Below are 19,260 nucleotides of genomic sequence, written 5' to 3'. Positions count from 1 at the left end.
CCGCAAATGTAGGAGCTGCCGCAGGCTGCGATCTTTTGATCTTGCCTTCAACGCGTCGCCGCCAGACTCTCCAGAAAGCTTTCCAGCACCAAATGAGGGCGCCGCCCCTTGCGCGTGACCGATGCGAGGCTCAGGTCGTAGAAACGTGTTTGCGATTTCAGCGCACGCAAGCGACCTTGCTGCACCCAAAGGCTGGCGTAATGATCCGGCAGATAACCGATGTAGCGTCCGGTCAGGATCAGAAACGCCATGCCTTCACGGTCAGAAGCACTGGCCGTGCAATTGAGCGCCTGGTAATGCGCCTGAATATCCGCCGGCAAACGAAACGTCGGCGCAATCGCGTCCTGACTGTTCAGGCGTTCGTCATCCAGTTGCTTGTCATCGACGTAAAACAACGGATGGCCCACCGCGCAATAAAGCAGCGAGCGCTCGCTGTACAACGGTTGATACTCCAGCCCCGACAACGCGCTGGCCTGCGGCACTACGCCGACATGCAGACGCCCATCGAGCACGCCTTGCTCGACTTCATTCGGCGCAATCATGCGGATCTGAATCTGCACATCCGGCCCGCGCTCCTTCAACTGGGCGAGGGCGTGGGTGATACGCATGTGGGGGAGGGTGACGAGGTTGTCGGTCAGGCCGATGATCAGCTCACCGCGCAAATGCTGGTGCAGACCGTTGACCTCGGTGCGGAAACTTTCCAGCGCACTTAACAGTTGCAGCGCCGATTGATACACCTCGCGACCTTCTTCGGTCAGCGAAAACCCGGCGCGACCACGCTGGCACAGACGCAAACCGAGGCGCTGCTCCAGGTCGCTCATCTGTTGGCTGATCGCCGAACGACCGATGCCGAGCACGGTTTCCGCTGCCGAGAAGCCGCCGCATTCCACCACGCTGCGAAAAATCCGCAGCAGGCGAATATCAAAGTCACTGACCTGGGCCAGCGGATCGGGGCGGCGGCTGCTCATCTTATTGTTCTCATTGTTTAGCAAAGTTCTAACTGAAGGTTAGAAGAGTTGAATTTCACCGACTTTATCGCCGTGGCAATTTAGCTGCAACAACGCTTTTTATCTCCCTGACGCTTATGCCCTGCGAGGTTTTGCCCGATGAACATGCCTGAAAACGCGCCGTCGCCACTGGCCAGCCAACTGAAGCTGGACGCGCACTGGATGCCGTACACCGCCAACCGCAACTTCCAGCGCGACCCGCGTTTGATCGTTGGTGCCGAAGGCAGCTGGCTGATCGACGACAAGGGCCGCCGGGTATATGACTCGCTGTCCGGTCTGTGGACCTGCGGCGCTGGCCACACTCGCAAGGAAATTCAGGAAGCGGTCTCGAAACAGTTGGGCACCCTCGATTACTCGCCGGGCTTCCAGTACGGCCACCCGTTGTCGTTCCAGTTGGCCGAGAAAATCACCGAGCTGACCCCGGGCAACCTCAATCATGTGTTCTTCACTGACTCGGGTTCCGAGTGCGCTGACACTGCGGTGAAAATGGTCCGTGCCTACTGGCGCCTGAAAGGCCAGTCGACCAAGACCAAAATGATCGGCCGTGCCCGTGGTTACCACGGCGTCAACATCGCCGGCACCAGCCTTGGCGGCGTCAACGGCAACCGCAAGCTGTTCGGTCAATCGATGATGGACGTCGATCACCTGCCGCACACGCTGTTGGCCAGCAACGCCTTCTCCCGTGGCATGCCGGAGCAGGGCGGGATCGCGCTGGCCGATGAGCTGCTGAAGCTGATCGAGTTGCACGATGCTTCGAACATCGCCGCCGTATTCGTAGAACCTATGGCCGGTTCCGCTGGTGTACTGGTGCCGCCGCAGGGTTATCTGAAGCGTCTGCGCGAGATCTGCGATCAGCACAGCATCCTGCTGGTGTTCGACGAAGTGATCACCGGTTTCGGCCGTACCGGCAACATGTTCGGCGCCGACACCTTTGGCGTTACTCCGGACCTGATGTGCATCGCCAAGCAAGTCACCAACGGCGCGATCCCGATGGGCGCAGTGATTGCCAGCTCCGAGATCTACCAGACCTTCATGAATCAGCCGACCCCGGAATACGCCGTGGAATTCCCGCACGGTTACACCTACTCGGCGCACCCGGTAGCGTGCGCCGCTGGCCTGGCGGCACTCGATCTGCTGCAAAAGGAAAACCTGGTGCAGAGCGTCGCGGAAGTCGCGCCGCATTTTGAAAACGCGCTGCATGGCCTGAAAGGCTCGAAGAACGTTATCGACATCCGTAACTTCGGCCTGGCCGGTGCGATCCAGATTGCCGGTCGTGACGGCGACGCCATCGTGCGTCCGTTCGAAGCGGGCATGGCCCTGTGGAAAGCCGGGTTCTATGTGCGCTTCGGCGGCGACACTCTGCAGTTCGGCCCAACCTTCAACAGCAAGCCGCAAGACCTCGATCGTCTGTTCGACGCGGTCGGCGAAGTGCTGAACAAGCTCGACTGATTTTTCCTTCTATATAGCTATGCAAATAGCAGGCGCCTCTTGCGGGCGTCTGCGCACAAGAATTCAGGAGTTTTCGATGAGCGTTATCCCGCATTTGATCAACGGCGAACTGGTGACCGAGAACGGTCGCGCGGTAGATGTGTTCAACCCGTCCACCGGTCAGGCTATCCACAAGTTGCCACTGGCCAGCCAGGCAACCATCCAGAAAGCCATCGATGCCGCCAAGGCTGCGTTCCCGGCCTGGCGCAACACGCCACCGGCCAAACGTGCGCAGGTGATGTTCCGCTTCAAGCAACTGCTGGAGCAGAACGAAGCGCGCATCTCGCAATTGATCAGCGAAGAACACGGCAAGACTCTGGAAGACGCCGCCGGTGAATTGAAGCGTGGTATCGAGAACGTCGAGTTCGCTTGCGCAGCGCCAGAAATCCTCAAGGGCGAGTACAGCCGCAACGTCGGCCCGAACATCGACGCATGGTCGGACTTTCAGCCGCTGGGCATCGTTGCCGGGATCACCCCGTTCAACTTCCCGGCCATGGTGCCGCTGTGGATGTACCCGTTGGCGATCGTCTGCGGCAACTGCTTCATCCTCAAGCCGTCCGAGCGTGATCCAAGCTCGACACTGCTGATCGCTCAGTTGCTGCTGGAAGCCGGTCTGCCGAAAGGCGTGATGAGCGTGGTGCACGGTGACAAGACTGCAGTAGACGCGCTGATCGAAGCGCCGGAAGTCAAAGCGCTGAGCTTCGTTGGTTCGACGCCGATTGCCGAGTACATCTACGCCGAAGGCACCAAGCGTGGTAAGCGCGTTCAGGCACTGGGCGGCGCGAAAAACCACGCAGTGCTGATGCCGGATGCCGATCTGGACAACGCGGTCAGCGCACTGATGGGCGCGGCCTACGGTTCGTGCGGTGAGCGCTGCATGGCGATTTCGGTTGCCGTGTGTGTTGGCGACCAAGTGGCAGATGCGCTGGTGGCGAAACTGGTACCGCAGATCCAGGCGCTGAAAATCGGTGCCGGCACTTCGTGCGGTCTGGACATGGGCCCACTGGTAACCGGTCAGGCGCGCGACAAGGTCAGCGGTTACGTGGATGACGGCGTGGCAGCGGGCGCGACCCTGGTGGTCGACGGTCGTGGTTTCAGCGTGGCCGGTCACGAAGAAGGCTTCTTCCTCGGCGGCTGCCTGTTCGACAACGTCACCCCGGAAATGCGCATCTATAAAGAAGAGATCTTCGGTCCGGTCCTGTGCATCGTTCGCGTGAATAGCCTGGAAGAGGCGATGCAACTGATCAACGATCACGAATACGGCAACGGCACCTGCATCTTCACCCGTGACGGTGAAGCCGCGCGTCTGTTCTGCGACGAGATCGAAGTCGGCATGGTTGGCGTTAACGTGCCGCTGCCGGTACCGGTGGCTTACCACAGCTTCGGCGGCTGGAAGCGCTCGCTGTTCGGCGACCTGCACGCTTATGGTCCGGATGGTGTGCGCTTCTACACCCGTCGCAAGGCGATCACTCAGCGCTGGCCGCAGCGTGCCAGCCATGAGGCTTCGCAGTTCGCCTTCCCTAGCTTGTAAGTAGAAGGGCGATGCAACGAAGGCCGACCTCATTGAGGTCGGCCTTCGTGTTTTCGGGGTTTTTTGACCGATGTGACAGAATTATGAAAATAGGTGTTGACGGCAGATTTCAGATGTCTATAATTCGCCCCACTTCCGGCGCAGTCGAAACGGAAAACTCCTTGAGATTCAATGAGTTATGTAGGTTTCGGCAGCAGGTTGCTTCAGTTGATCGAAGCCGAAAGGAAGTTGAAAAAGAGGTGTTGACAGCAGCGTGTAACGCTGTAGAATTCGCCTCCCGCTGACGAGAGATCGGAAGCGCAAGTGGTTGAAGTTGTTGAAGAATTCTTCGAAAACTTCTGAAAATAATCACTTGACAGCAAATGAGGCTGCTGTAGAATGCGCGCCTCGGTTGAGACGAAAGATCTTAACCAACCGCTCTTTAACAACTGAATCAAGCAATTCGTGTGGGTGCTTGTGGAGTCAGACTGATAGTCAACAAGATTATCAGCATCACAAGTTACTCCGCGAGAAATCAAAGATGTAACCAACGATTGCTGAGCCAAGTTTAGGGTTTCTTAAAAACCCAAAGATGTTTGAACTGAAGAGTTTGATCATGGCTCAGATTGAACGCTGGCGGCAGGCCTAACACATGCAAGTCGAGCGGATGACAGGAGCTTGCTCCTGAATTCAGCGGCGGACGGGTGAGTAATGCCTAGGAATCTGCCTGGTAGTGGGGGACAACGTTTCGAAAGGAACGCTAATACCGCATACGTCCTACGGGAGAAAGCAGGGGACCTTCGGGCCTTGCGCTATCAGATGAGCCTAGGTCGGATTAGCTAGTTGGTGAGGTAATGGCTCACCAAGGCGACGATCCGTAACTGGTCTGAGAGGATGATCAGTCACACTGGAACTGAGACACGGTCCAGACTCCTACGGGAGGCAGCAGTGGGGAATATTGGACAATGGGCGAAAGCCTGATCCAGCCATGCCGCGTGTGTGAAGAAGGTCTTCGGATTGTAAAGCACTTTAAGTTGGGAGGAAGGGTTGTAGATTAATACTCTGCAATTTTGACGTTACCGACAGAATAAGCACCGGCTAACTCTGTGCCAGCAGCCGCGGTAATACAGAGGGTGCAAGCGTTAATCGGAATTACTGGGCGTAAAGCGCGCGTAGGTGGTTCGTTAAGTTGGATGTGAAATCCCCGGGCTCAACCTGGGAACTGCATTCAAAACTGTCGAGCTAGAGTATGGTAGAGGGTGGTGGAATTTCCTGTGTAGCGGTGAAATGCGTAGATATAGGAAGGAACACCAGTGGCGAAGGCGACCACCTGGACTGATACTGACACTGAGGTGCGAAAGCGTGGGGAGCAAACAGGATTAGATACCCTGGTAGTCCACGCCGTAAACGATGTCAACTAGCCGTTGGGAGCCTTGAGCTCTTAGTGGCGCAGCTAACGCATTAAGTTGACCGCCTGGGGAGTACGGCCGCAAGGTTAAAACTCAAATGAATTGACGGGGGCCCGCACAAGCGGTGGAGCATGTGGTTTAATTCGAAGCAACGCGAAGAACCTTACCAGGCCTTGACATCCAATGAACTTTCCAGAGATGGATTGGTGCCTTCGGGAACATTGAGACAGGTGCTGCATGGCTGTCGTCAGCTCGTGTCGTGAGATGTTGGGTTAAGTCCCGTAACGAGCGCAACCCTTGTCCTTAGTTACCAGCACGTCATGGTGGGCACTCTAAGGAGACTGCCGGTGACAAACCGGAGGAAGGTGGGGATGACGTCAAGTCATCATGGCCCTTACGGCCTGGGCTACACACGTGCTACAATGGTCGGTACAAAGGGTTGCCAAGCCGCGAGGTGGAGCTAATCCCATAAAACCGATCGTAGTCCGGATCGCAGTCTGCAACTCGACTGCGTGAAGTCGGAATCGCTAGTAATCGTGAATCAGAATGTCACGGTGAATACGTTCCCGGGCCTTGTACACACCGCCCGTCACACCATGGGAGTGGGTTGCACCAGAAGTAGCTAGTCTAACCTTCGGGAGGACGGTTACCACGGTGTGATTCATGACTGGGGTGAAGTCGTAACAAGGTAGCCGTAGGGGAACCTGCGGCTGGATCACCTCCTTAATCGACGACATCAGCTGCTCCATAAGTTCCCACACGAATTGCTTGATTCATTGAAGAAGACGAAAGAAGCAGCCCGAAATTGGGTCTGTAGCTCAGTTGGTTAGAGCGCACCCCTGATAAGGGTGAGGTCGGCAGTTCGAATCTGCCCAGACCCACCAATTTTGTGTGGGAAACGCCTGTAGAAATACGGGGCCATAGCTCAGCTGGGAGAGCGCCTGCCTTGCACGCAGGAGGTCAGCGGTTCGATCCCGCTTGGCTCCACCACTACTGCTTCTGAAGTTTGAAAGCTTAGAAATGAGCATTCCATCGTTGTGATGATGAATGTTGATTTCTAGTCTTTGACTAGTTCGTTCTTTAAAAATTTGGGTATGTGATAGAAAGATAGACTGAACGTTACTTTCACTGGTAACGGATCAGGCTAAGGTAAAATTTGTGAGTTCTCTTAGTTGAGAAATTCGAATTTTCGGCGAATGTCGTCTTCACAGTATAACCAGATTGCTTGGGGTTATATGGTCAAGTGAAGAAGCGCATACGGTGGATGCCTTGGCAGTCAGAGGCGATGAAAGACGTGGTAGCCTGCGAAAAGCTTCGGGGAGTCGGCAAACAGACTTTGATCCGGAGATGTCTGAATGGGGGAACCCAGCCATCATAAGATGGTTATCTTGTACTGAATACATAGGTGCAAGAGGCGAACCAGGGGAACTGAAACATCTAAGTACCCTGAGGAAAAGAAATCAACCGAGATTCCCTTAGTAGTGGCGAGCGAACGGGGACTAGCCCTTAAGTGGCTTTGAGATTAGCGGAACGCTCTGGAAAGTGCGGCCATAGTGGGTGATAGCCCTGTACGCGAAAATCTCTTAGTCATGAAATCGAGTAGGACGGAGCACGAGAAACTTTGTCTGAATATGGGGGGACCATCCTCCAAGGCTAAATACTACTGACTGACCGATAGTGAACTAGTACCGTGAGGGAAAGGCGAAAAGAACCCCGGAGAGGGGAGTGAAATAGATCCTGAAACCGTATGCGTACAAGCAGTGGGAGCAGACTTTGTTCTGTGACTGCGTACCTTTTGTATAATGGGTCAGCGACTTATTTTCAGTGGCGAGCTTAACCGAATAGGGGAGGCGTAGCGAAAGCGAGTCTTAATAGGGCGTCTAGTCGCTGGGAATAGACCCGAAACCGGGCGATCTATCCATGGGCAGGTTGAAGGTTGGGTAACACTAACTGGAGGACCGAACCGACTACCGTTGAAAAGTTAGCGGATGACCTGTGGATCGGAGTGAAAGGCTAATCAAGCTCGGAGATAGCTGGTTCTCCTCGAAAGCTATTTAGGTAGCGCCTCATGTATCACTGTAGGGGGTAGAGCACTGTTTCGGCTAGGGGGTCATCCCGACTTACCAAACCGATGCAAACTCCGAATACCTACAAGTGCCGAGCATGGGAGACACACGGCGGGTGCTAACGTCCGTCGTGAAAAGGGAAACAACCCAGACCGTCAGCTAAGGTCCCAAAGTTATGGTTAAGTGGGAAACGATGTGGGAAGGCTTAGACAGCTAGGAGGTTGGCTTAGAAGCAGCCACCCTTTAAAGAAAGCGTAATAGCTCACTAGTCGAGTCGGCCTGCGCGGAAGATGTAACGGGGCTCAAACCATACACCGAAGCTACGGGTATCACCTTCGGGTGATGCGGTAGAGGAGCGTTCTGTAAGCCTGTGAAGGTGAGTTGAGAAGCTTGCTGGAGGTATCAGAAGTGCGAATGCTGACATGAGTAACGACAATGGGTGTGAAAAACACCCACGCCGAAAGACCAAGGTTTCCTGCGCAACGTTAATCGACGCAGGGTTAGTCGGTCCCTAAGGCGAGGCTGAAAAGCGTAGTCGATGGAAAACAGGTTAATATTCCTGTACTTCTGGTTATTGCGATGGAGGGACGGAGAAGGCTAGGCCAGCTTGGCGTTGGTTGTCCAAGTTTAAGGTGGTAGGCTGAGATCTTAGGTAAATCCGGGATCTTAAGGCCGAGAGCTGATGACGAGTGTTCTTTTAGAACACGAAGTGGTTGATGCCATGCTTCCAAGAAAAGCTTCTAAGCTTCAGGTAACCAGGAACCGTACCCCAAACCGACACAGGTGGTTGGGTAGAGAATACCAAGGCGCTTGAGAGAACTCGGGTGAAGGAACTAGGCAAAATGGCACCGTAACTTCGGGAGAAGGTGCGCCGGTGAGGGTGAAGGACTTGCTCCGTAAGCTCATGCCGGTCGAAGATACCAGGCCGCTGCGACTGTTTATTAAAAACACAGCACTCTGCAAACACGAAAGTGGACGTATAGGGTGTGACGCCTGCCCGGTGCCGGAAGGTTAATTGATGGGGTTAGCTAACGCGAAGCTCTTGATCGAAGCCCCGGTAAACGGCGGCCGTAACTATAACGGTCCTAAGGTAGCGAAATTCCTTGTCGGGTAAGTTCCGACCTGCACGAATGGCGTAACGATGGCGGCGCTGTCTCCACCCGAGACTCAGTGAAATTGAAATCGCTGTGAAGATGCAGTGTATCCGCGGCTAGACGGAAAGACCCCGTGAACCTTTACTATAGCTTTGCACTGGACTTTGAATTTGCTTGTGTAGGATAGGTGGGAGGCTTTGAAGCGTGGACGCCAGTTCGCGTGGAGCCATCCTTGAAATACCACCCTGGCAACTTTGAGGTTCTAACTCAGGTCCGTTATCCGGATCGAGGACAGTGTATGGTGGGTAGTTTGACTGGGGCGGTCTCCTCCTAAAGAGTAACGGAGGAGTACGAAGGTGCGCTCAGACCGGTCGGAAATCGGTCGTAGAGTATAAAGGCAAAAGCGCGCTTGACTGCGAGACAGACACGTCGAGCAGGTACGAAAGTAGGTCTTAGTGATCCGGTGGTTCTGTATGGAAGGGCCATCGCTCAACGGATAAAAGGTACTCCGGGGATAACAGGCTGATACCGCCCAAGAGTTCATATCGACGGCGGTGTTTGGCACCTCGATGTCGGCTCATCACATCCTGGGGCTGAAGCCGGTCCCAAGGGTATGGCTGTTCGCCATTTAAAGTGGTACGCGAGCTGGGTTTAGAACGTCGTGAGACAGTTCGGTCCCTATCTGCCGTGGACGTTTGAGATTTGAGAGGGGCTGCTCCTAGTACGAGAGGACCGGAGTGGACGAACCTCTGGTGTTCCGGTTGTCACGCCAGTGGCATTGCCGGGTAGCTATGTTCGGGAAAGATAACCGCTGAAAGCATCTAAGCGGGAAACTTGCCTCAAGATGAGATCTCACTGGAACCTTGAGTTCCCTGAAGGGCCGTCGAAGACTACGACGTTGATAGGTTGGGTGTGTAAGCGCTGTGAGGCGTTGAGCTAACCAATACTAATTGCCCGTGAGGCTTGACCATATAACACCCAAGCAATTTGCGTCGAAAGGCCAAGTTGCGGTGTGTGAAGACGAAACGAACCGAAAGTTCGACTGCACTTAAAAAAGCAGCACAAAACACCGAAAACTACCACATACCCAATTTGCTGAAGCGAGGCCATCTGGTCACGACTCAGTACCCGAATTTCTTGACGACCATAGAGCGTTGGAACCACCTGATCCCATCCCGAACTCAGCAGTGAAACGATGCATCGCCGATGGTAGTGTGGGGTTTCCCCATGTGAGAGTAGGTCATCGTCAAGATTAAATTCCGAAACCCCAATTGCGAAAGCAGTTGGGGTTTTGTTTTGCCCGCAGGAAAGTTCTTACAGCATTCACAGGCGCCGTCCGGCTGTCACAACCTGTCGACAATGCTAAGGTTCTGCCCTGGCTTTTGTACTTTTCCAAGGAAACCCTTATGCCGGACGCCCAGTCCCTCAACGCTGCATTCATGGTGGTCCAGAGCAATAGCCTGGACGAACTGCGCAGCCTTGTGATCAGCATAATGCGACGTTATCCACTGGCTCCCCTGGAAAACGAAATAGCGCTGGTACAGAGCAATGGTATCGCCCAATGGCTCAAACTGGCCTTGGCTGAAGACCCTGAGGAAGATGATCTCGGCGGTTGCGGTATCGCGGCGGCGATTGATGTGCAACTGCCGGGTAGTTTCATGTGGCAGCTGTACCGCATGGTACTGGGCCGAGATGAAATTCCTCCCAAATCCCTGCTCGATAAAGCCCCGCTGACCTGGCGCCTCATGCGCCTGCTCCCGCAGGTTATTGATCGCCCGCATTTCGAGCCGTTGCAACGTTTCCTTACCCATGACACCGACCTGCGCAAGCGCTATCAATTGTCCGAACGTTTGGCGGATCTGTTCGACCAGTATCAGGTTTACCGGGCCGACTGGCTGGAGGACTGGGCCGAAGGTCGGCATCAGTTGCGTAGCGTCAGGGGAGAAGTAAAACCACTGCCTCCGACCAGTTGCTGGCAGGCAGAGTTGTGGCGTGCGCTGTTGGATGACGTGGGGGAACAGGGGATGGCACAGAGTCGTGCCGGCGTTCACCAACGGTTCATCGAACGCATCAACAATCTTGCCGAAGCTCCCGCGGGACTGCCTTCGCGGGTAATCGTTTTCGGGATTTCTTCGCTGCCAGCCCAGGTGCTTGAAGCACTGGCTGGCCTTGCGCGTTTCAGTCAGGTCCTGCTGTGTGTTCACAACCCGTGCCGACACCACTGGGCCGATATTGTCGCCGACAAGGATCTGCTGCGGCATCAATACAAGCGGCAATCGCGCAAGACTGGAATGCCCACAGTGCTAGACCCTGATGCACTGCATCAACACGCCCATCCGCTATTGGCGGCATGGGGTAAACAAGGCCGGGACTACATCAACCTGCTCGACAGCTATGACGATCCCAATAGCTATCGGGCGGCTTTTCGCGATGGTCGCATAGACCTGTTCAGCGACACTCAGCCACATAACCTGCTCAATCAATTACAGGACGACATCCTGGAGTTGCGCCCACTCAATGAAACCCGCGAACACTGGCCCGCTGTTGATCTGGTACATGACGAGTCGATCCGTTTTCACATTGCCCACAGCGCTCAGCGTGAAGTCGAAATACTGCACGACCAACTCCTGTCGCGCTTCAGCGCCAACCCGGATCTGCGTCCTCGCGATGTGATCGTGATGGTGCCTGACATTGATAGCTACGCACCGCATATCCGCGCTGTGTTTGGTCAGCTTGATCGCCACGATGCGCGGTTCATCCCTTTCACATTGGCCGATCAGGGGCAGCGTGGTCGGGATCCATTGCTGATCGCGGTCGAACACCTGCTCAAGCTGCCCGACAGTCGTTTTCCGGTCAGTGAAATCCTCGACCTGCTCGACGTGCCTGCACTTCGCGCGCGCTTTGGTGTTGAGGAGCGCGACTTGCCAACACTGCACCAATGGATAGAAGGCGCGGGCGTGCGTTGGGGCATGAGTGCCGAGCAACGCGCGGGCCTGGGTTTACCCGACGAGCTCGAACAAAACAGCTGGCATTTCGGTCTGCGCCGCATGCTTCTGGGCTACGCCGTAGGCAGCGCCAATGCGTGTGAAGGGATTGAACCTTATGATGAAATTGGTGGACTCGACGCTGCACTGATCGGGCCGTTGGTGGCCCTGCTCGATGCCTTGGAACTTGCCCATCAGCAGTTGACCCAACCCGCTCAGCCCAAGGAGTGGGGATATCGATTGCAAGCGCTGATGCAACTGTTCTTCAAAGCCAGCAACGAGCATGACGACTACTTGTTGACCCAGTTGGAGGAGCTTCGCGAAACCTGGCTGGAAACGTGTGAGGCTGTAGGTCTGACGGATGAGCTACCACTGACCGTGGTTCGTGAAGCCTGGCTCGCGGGGCTGGACCAAGGGCGTTTGTCTCAGCGCTTTCTGGCCGGTGCCGTGAACTTTTGTACGCTGATGCCCATGCGCGCCATTCCATTCAAACTGGTCTGCCTGCTGGGGATGAACGACGGCGATTACCCCCGCGCACAGCCGCCGCTGGACTTTGATCTCATGGGCAGCGATTACCGTCCTGGAGATCGCTCGCGGCGAGAAGACGACCGTTACCTTTTGCTCGAGGCGCTGTTGTCTGCACGTAACCAGCTCTATATCAGTTGGGTCGGCCGCAGCATCCGCGATAACAGTGAGCGACCGGCCTCCGTGTTGATCGGCCAGTTGCGCGATCACCTCGCCAGCGGTTGGCGATTGCTCGATGAAAACCGCGATCTGCTTAGTGCCATGACGCAAGAGCACCCGCTGCAGCCGTTCAGTGCGCGCTATTTTCATGAAGGCGATCAACTCTTCAGCTATGCCAGCGAATGGCAGGTTCTGCATCAACAGCACGAATCTCAAAACGAAGCACAGTTACTCAGCCCTTATGTGCAAGAGGAACCGTTGAGCCTCGCGTTGTTGCAGGACTTTTTGCGCAACCCGGTTCGGCATTTTTTCACCCAACGCCTCAAAGTGTATTTCGAGGCCGCCGAAGCACCGCTGGCCGACGAGGAACCCTTCGTACTGGACGCATTGCAGCGCTACACACTCAGCGACAGTCTGCTCGAAGCCGCACTCAGGCAGCCGGACAATGTCGATCAGGCGCTGACTGCCCAGGCCCGACGCCTGCAGAACAGCGGTCTGCTACCAATGGCCGGGTTCGGCGAGTGCCTGCAACGTGAGCTGATCGAACCTTTGCCGGATTTGCTACAGCGTTATCAACAACTGCTGACGCTCTGGCCTGTCCCTTTGAGCAGCGCGATGCCGGTCAACCTTGAATTGCACGGTTTGCGTCTGGAAGGATGGCTTGCGGGTTTGCATCAGCGCGCCGACAGTGGCCTGTTGTCGGTCACGACCATTCCCAACAGCATTGGCTCGATCAAAAGCCGAAAATGGCATCGCCTGACCAAACCGTGGGTCAATCATCTGGTGGCCTGCGCCAGCGGGCTTTCCTTGAGCACTGCATTGGTAGCCAGCGACGATACGTTGTTGCTTGAACCCATGGCGCCAGAACGAGCGATACGTTTCCTTGGCGATCTGCTCCTCGCCTGGCAGGCAGGCATGCGACAGCCACTGCCGATCGCTGTAAAAACTGCCTTCGCGTGGCTCTCTCAGAGCGACCCGCTGAAGGCCGAAGCAGCAGCGCGTAAAGCCTATGAAGGTGACGGGCAAACCAGCGAAGGTGAGCGCCGCGAGAGCCCGGCGTTGTCCCGGCAATACGCCGACTTCGATGCATTGCTTGAGGACGAAACATTCTCCGGTTGGTGTGACGCATTGTATCGCCCCCTGCTTGAAGCACCGTGGCGTTCACTGTCCACTGAAGGGGCTCGCGCATGAGTACCAAGACACCCCTTGCCCTGGCCTTTCCGTTACAGGGCAGCCAGTTGATCGAAGCCAGTGCCGGTACCGGTAAAACCTTCACGATTTCTGCGCTCTACCTGCGGCTTATCCTGGGGCACGGTGACGAGTCGAGCGGGTTCGGTCGCGAATTGTTGCCGCCGCAGATTCTCGTGGTGACCTTCACCGATGCCGCGACCAAGGAACTGCGTGAGCGCATACGCACGCGCCTGGCTGAGGCCGCTCGATTCTTTCGCGACGAAACGCCAGCGCCCGACGCGCTGATCGCCGAATTACGTGATCAGTTCGACGCTCAACAGTGGCCCGGTTGTGCCAACCGCCTCGATGTCGCTGCGCAATGGATGGACGAGGCCGCCGTTTCGACCATCCACAGTTGGTGTCAGCGCATGCTGCGTGAGCACGCGTTCGACAGCGGCAGCTTGTTCACTCAATCCCTGGAAACCGATCACAGCGACTTGCTCGGCGAAGTGTTGCGCGATTACTGGCGGCTGTTCTGTTACCCGATGCAGGGCGATGCCTTGAATTGGGTGCGTAGCAACTGGGGCGGCCCGGCGGCCTTGTTGCCTCGCGTGCGTGGCCTGTTCGCCAGTGAGCGTGACAGCGACGAAGGAAGGGCTCCCGCAGAGCTGATCGATGAATGCCTGCAAGAACGCCGTGCAGCGCTGATCGAACTGAAAATGCCATGGCGTCAGTGGGCAGACGAATTGCTCGCCATCTGCCATCAAGGTGTTGCGAGCAAGTCCGTCGACGGGCGCAAAATGCAGGCGCGTTACTTCGAGCCCTGGTTTGAAAAGCTCAAGGCATGGGCCGAAGACGAGTCCCTGGAGCAACTGGATATCGGCACCGGTTTCACCCGACTGACCCCCGACGGCATGGCCGAGGCGTGGAAAGGTCAGGCCCCGAGCCACCCAGGCCTGGACGCCATGCCAAAACTCAAGTCGAGCCTCGATGCATTGCCGAGCCCCGACGCCGCTGTGCTGCAACATGCCGCCAAATGGGTAGGCGCACGCTTTGAAGAAGAGAAGCGGCGTCGCGCCGAGATGGGCTTCGATGACATGCTGTTACGCCTGGATGCGGCTTTGCAGTCCGACGGGGGCGAGCGTCTTGCGACGTTGATTCGCGAACAGTTCCCGGTCGCGCTGATCGACGAGTTCCAGGACACCGACCCGGTGCAGTACCGAATCTTTGAAAGCATCTATCGCATTGAGGAGAACAGTCCTGACACCGGGCTGTTTCTGATCGGTGATCCGAAGCAGGCGATCTACGCTTTTCGCGGTGCGGACATCTACACCTACCTGCGCGCACGTCAGGCCACTACTGGCCGGCTGCATACCCTGGGCACCAACTTCCGCTCCAGCCATGGCATGGTCAACGCGGTCAATCATGTATTCGCACGCGCCGAGTCCCGAGAGCAGGGACGCGGTGCGTTTTTGTTCCGCGAGAAAAGCGGCGACAACCCGGTGCCGTTCCTTCCCGTGCAATCTCAAGGCCGCAAGGAGCGCCTGCAGGTTGCCGGGCAAGATGTCGCGGCGTTGAATGTCTGGCAATTGTCCAGCGACCAGCCACTGTCCGGCGTGGTCTATCGTCAGCAATTGGCAGCCGCGTGCGCCAGCGAAATTACCGCGCTGCTCAATGGCGGGCAAAGCGCTGACGCGGGGTTCGTGCAGGATGGCAAAGACTTCAGGGGTCTGAAGCCGTCCGACATTGCGATTCTCGTGCGCGACGGCAAAGAAGCCCAGGCCGTACGCAGTGAACTCGCCGCCCGCGGCGTGCGCAGTGTTTATCTGTCGGACAAGGATTCGGTGTTCGCGGCGCAAGAGGCTCACGACCTGTTGTCCTGGCTCAAGGCCTGTGCCGAACCGGATGTCGAACGTTCCCTGAAAGCCGCACTGGCCTGTATCACCCTGAACCTGCCATTGGCAGAGCTGGAACGTCTGAACCAGGACGAGCTGGTATGGGAAACCCGGGTCATGCAGTTCCGTGGCTATCGCGAGCTATGGCGCAAACAAGGTGTACTGCCGATGTTGCGCCGCCTGCTGCACGACTTCCATCTGCCGCAAACCTTGATGACGCGCACGGATGGCGAGCGGGTACTGACCAACCTTTTGCACCTGTCGGAATTGATGCAGCAAGCGGCTGCGGAGCTGGACGGGGAACAAGCGCTGATTCGTCATCTGGCCGAACTGCTGGCAGTGTCCGGTCAGGCCGGCGAAGAGCAGATTCTGCGTCTGGAAAGTGACGAGCAACTGGTCAAAGTCGTGACCATCCACAAGTCCAAAGGCCTGGAATATCCCTTGGTGTTCCTGCCGTTCATCTGTTCGGCGAAACCCGTGGATGGCAGTCGCTTGCCGTTGCATTACCACGACGGCGCGGGGAAGGCTCAGATAAGTCTCAAGCCAACCGCCGAACTGATTGCGCAAGCGGACGACGAACGCCTGGCTGAAGACCTGCGCCTGCTCTACGTTGCCCTGACGCGGGCGCAGCACGCCTGCTGGTTGGGTGTGACGGATCTCAAACGCGGCAATAACAACAGCTCGGTGCTGCACCTTTCGGCGCTGGGTTATCTGCTCGGTGGCGGCGCATCGCTGGGCGAGTCCAGTGAACTGAAACGCTGGCTGCAAGACCTGCAACAAGACTGCCCGGCCATTCACATCGATGAAATGCCACAACCCACCGATGAGCATTACCAGCCGCCACGCAATGACGCCGTGTTGAGTGCGACGCTAGTGCCCAAGCGCAAGGCCAGCGAAAACTGGTGGATCGCCTCCTACAGTGCATTGCGCATCAGCGACGTGTTGAGTGTCGGCAGCGATGAAGCACCGGACAGTCCACAAGCGCAAAAACTATTCGATGATGAGCGCCTCGATCCCGATGCTCCGCGGGAAATAATTGCCGGTGGCGCCGATATCCATCGCTTTCCTCGTGGCCCCAATCCAGGAACGTTTCTTCACGGTTTGCTGGAATGGGCCGGTGATGACGGCTTTGCCGTTACCCGCGAGGCGCTGGAAGATGCGATTGCCCGTCGCTGTAACTTGCGTGGCTGGGAAGGCTGGATCACCACTCTGAGTGATTGGCTGCAGCATCTGCTCAAGTCGCCTCTGCCAGTTGCAGGCGGGCAGCCGCCTGTTGTTCTGGAACAGCTGAAACAGTACCGGGTCGAGATGGAGTTCTGGTTCGCCAGCCATAAAGTCGATGTCCTCAAACTCGACGAACTGGTGCGTCAGCACACTCACAGGGGCGTAGCCCGTGTGGCGGCAGAACCGGTGCAACTCAACGGCATGTTCAAAGGCTTTATCGACCTGACCTTTGAACACGATGGCCGATATTACGTGGCCGACTACAAGTCCAACTGGCTTGGCGTGGATGATCTGGCCTATACCGAGCAGGCCATGGAACAGTCGATCCTCGACAACCGTTATGACCTGCAATACGTGTTGTACCTGCTGGCGTTGCACCGCCAGCTCAAGGCCCGGCTGCCTGATTATGAATACGACTGGCATATCGGCGGGGCGTTGTATCTGTTTCTGCGCGGTACTCGCGCCGACAGTCGCGGTGTCTATTTTGTACGTCCGCCGCGTGAGCTTATCGAGCGCCTCGACCGGATGTTCCAAGGCAAACCCGAACCCAAGACCGAACCCGCCTGGGAACAGGGAGTCCTGCTATGAGCCGCACCTTTGCCGATCTGCTCCCTACGCCGCTGGCTGCTGACAGTCTGTCGAAGTTATCGCCCCTTACCAGCGCCGATGACCTGTTGATCTTGTTGACCCGGTGGGTCGAGCGCGGCTGGCTGCGTGCGCTGGACAAAGCATTCGTCGCGTTCCTTCACGAACTTGATCGCGATACGGATCCGCTGGTGTTACTCGCTGCTGCCCTGACCAGTCATCAACTTGGCCACGGTCATGTCTGTCTCGATCTTTATGAAACCCTGAAAGCGCCCGACTTCGCGCTGTCGCTACCCCCCGAAGGAGACGTGCAAGGTGGTGTCTTGTTGCTGCCTTCGCAATTGCTCGAGGCGCTCGATGGTGCTCACTGGTGCAAGGTGCTGGCGGGCAGCTCTCTGGTCGCATTGTCGGCGGATACCAGCGATTCAGCACAACAACGTCCGTTGGTAATCTCGGGAAAACGCCTGTATCTACGACGCTACTGGACGTACGAACGGCGCATCGATACGGCGTTGCGCCAGCGTCTGCAGCAAGTCGAGCCAACGCCGGTCGATCTGCCGCAGCGCTTGAACGAGCTGTTCGGATCAGCCAGACCCGGAGAGGTGATCGACTGGCAGAAACTCGCCTGCGCCCTCGCCACTCGTGGCGCTTTCAGCATTGTCACCGGCGGACCGGGCACCGGCAAAACCACCACCGTGGTGCGTTTGCTGGCCTTGCTTCAAGCGCCCGCAGTCGCCGCAGACCAACCGCTGAGGATTCGTCTGGCGGCCCCGACAGGCAAGGCTGCGGCGCGGTTGACCGAGTCCATCAGCCAGCAAGTGCAGTCGCTGGAAGTCAGCGAAGCGGTGCGGGCGAAAATACCTTGCGACGTCACCACCGTGCATCGCTTGCTGGGCAGCCGTCCCGGCACCCGACACTTCCGTCACCATGCCGGCAACCGCCTGCCACTGGATGTGCTGGTGGTCGACGAGGCCTCGATGATCGACCTGGAAATGATGGCCAACCTGCTGGATGCATTGCCCACGCATGCTCGACTGGTTTTACTCGGCGACAAGGATCAATTGGCCTCTGTGGAGGCCGGCGCGGTGCTGGGGGATTTGTGCCGAGACGCCGAAGGTGGCTGGTACAACCCGCAGACCCGACAGTGGCTGGAGTCGGTCAGCGGTGAGTCGCTGCAGGACAGTGGCTTGCATGAAGACGTCGATGGCACCCACCCGCTGGCCCAGCAAGTGGTGATGTTGCGCCACTCCCGGCGCTTCGGCGAGGGCAGTGGGATTGGTCAGCTCGCGCGTCGGGTCAACCAACAGTTGCCGGATGAAGCGCGGCAGTTGCTCACTGCCGGGCACTATGACGATGTGTATTCGCTGCCGCTCAAGGGCGAACACGATCACAAGCTCGAGCGCCTGTTGCTGGAGGGGCATGGCGACGGCCCACAAGGCTATCGCCATTATCTGAGCGTGCTGCGTGATCAGCGTCCACCCTCGGGCCGGCCACTCGAACATCCGGACTGGGTCATTTGGGCCCGCGAAGTCTTGCAGGCGTTCGACACCTTCCAGTTGCTGTGCGCCGTGCGCAAAGGGCCGTGGGGCGTCGAAGGTCTGAATCAACGGATCACCGCCGCGCTGCTCAAAGCACGTCTGATTGAAAACGATCAGCAATGGTACGAAGGCCGGCCCGTGCTGATGACCCGCAATGACTACGGTCTGGGCTTGATGAACGGCGACATCGGCATCGCCCTCAAACTGCCCGAGCGCGAAGGACCCGACGCCGGCAAACCGGTGTTGCGCGTGGCGTTCCCGCGCAACGACGGTCAGGGCGGCGTGCGCTTCGTATTGCCGAGCCGCCTCAATGACGTCGAAACCGTCTATGCGATGACGGTGCACAAGTCCCAAGGCTCGGAATTTGCCCACACGGCGCTGATTCTGCCCGACGCCTTGAATCCGGTGCTGACCAAAGAACTGATCTACACCGGCATCACCCGCGCCAAGCATTGGTTCACCCTGATCGAATCCCGCCCGGGAGTGTTCGAGGAGGCAGTGCAGCGCAAGGTCAAACGCCTGAGCGGGTTGATGCTGGAACTGGAGGAGGGGGGCGCGCCTCTGGGGTGAAGAACCAGAAGCTTGGCGGCGATTACTGACCAACCG

6 protein-coding genes, 2 tRNA genes and 3 rRNA genes are annotated in these 19,260 nt (G+C 57.2%); 10 read left to right on the top strand and 1 reads right to left on the bottom strand.

Translation table 11 applies throughout. The annotated features are described in order from the left end of the window. Positions 1–47 precede the first annotated feature (47 nt). Positions 48–968 carry a LysR family transcriptional regulator gene (locus KBP52_RS14985; RefSeq protein ID WP_064387741.1) on the bottom strand — a complete coding sequence of 307 codons (921 nt, stop codon included), beginning with the start codon at positions 966–968 and terminating at the stop codon, positions 48–50. A gap of 138 nt (positions 969–1,106) precedes the next feature. Here KBP52_RS14985 and KBP52_RS14980 point away from each other — a divergent pair, with 138 nt between their 5' ends. From KBP52_RS14980 to recD, 10 genes are all read left to right on the top strand, one after another. After that, positions 1,107–2,456 carry an aspartate aminotransferase family protein gene (locus KBP52_RS14980; RefSeq protein ID WP_160038183.1) on the top strand — a complete coding sequence of 450 codons (1,350 nt, stop codon included), beginning with the start codon at positions 1,107–1,109 and terminating at the stop codon, positions 2,454–2,456. A gap of 76 nt (positions 2,457–2,532) precedes the next feature. Beyond that, positions 2,533–4,026 carry a CoA-acylating methylmalonate-semialdehyde dehydrogenase gene (locus KBP52_RS14975; protein ID WP_038360740.1) on the top strand — a complete coding sequence of 498 codons (1,494 nt, stop codon included), beginning with the start codon at positions 2,533–2,535 and terminating at the stop codon, positions 4,024–4,026. Positions 4,027–4,603: 577 nt separating this feature from the next. Continuing rightward, positions 4,604–6,140: ribosomal RNA gene (locus KBP52_RS14970) — 16S ribosomal RNA — on the top strand. A gap of 81 nt (positions 6,141–6,221) precedes the next feature. Further along, positions 6,222–6,298, top strand: a tRNA-Ile gene (locus KBP52_RS14965). A 30-nt stretch (positions 6,299–6,328) separates the two neighbouring features. Further along, positions 6,329–6,404, top strand: a tRNA-Ala gene (locus KBP52_RS14960). Between the two features lie 247 nt (positions 6,405–6,651). Continuing rightward, a 23S ribosomal RNA gene (locus KBP52_RS14955) occupies positions 6,652–9,545 on the top strand. Between the two features lie 165 nt (positions 9,546–9,710). After that, positions 9,711–9,826, top strand: a 5S ribosomal RNA gene (gene rrf, locus KBP52_RS14950). Together the 16S, 23S and 5S rRNA genes with 2 tRNA genes alongside form the textbook arrangement of a ribosomal RNA operon. A 154-nt stretch (positions 9,827–9,980) precedes the next feature. Then, positions 9,981–13,433, top strand: a complete 3,453-nt coding sequence (recC, locus tag KBP52_RS14945) for an exodeoxyribonuclease V subunit gamma (protein ID WP_212623053.1) — start codon at positions 9,981–9,983, stop codon at positions 13,431–13,433. Next, a complete protein-coding gene (gene recB / locus KBP52_RS14940) occupies positions 13,430–17,119 on the top strand; it encodes an exodeoxyribonuclease V subunit beta (RefSeq protein ID WP_212623052.1) in 3,690 nt (1,229 codons plus the stop codon). The genes recC and recB overlap by 4 nt, the downstream gene beginning before the upstream one ends. Next, positions 17,116–19,224, top strand: a complete 2,109-nt coding sequence (recD, locus tag KBP52_RS14935) for an exodeoxyribonuclease V subunit alpha (RefSeq protein ID WP_212623051.1) — start codon at positions 17,116–17,118, stop codon at positions 19,222–19,224. Before recB ends, recD begins: the two co-directional genes overlap by 4 nt. Positions 19,225–19,260 lie beyond the last annotated feature (36 nt).

It is taken from the genome of Pseudomonas sp. SCA2728.1_7 (assembly GCF_018138145.1).
Taxonomy (GTDB): Bacteria; Pseudomonadota; Gammaproteobacteria; order Pseudomonadales; family Pseudomonadaceae; genus Aquipseudomonas; species Aquipseudomonas koreensis_A.
This window is presented reverse-complemented; position numbering and strand designations above follow the sequence as displayed.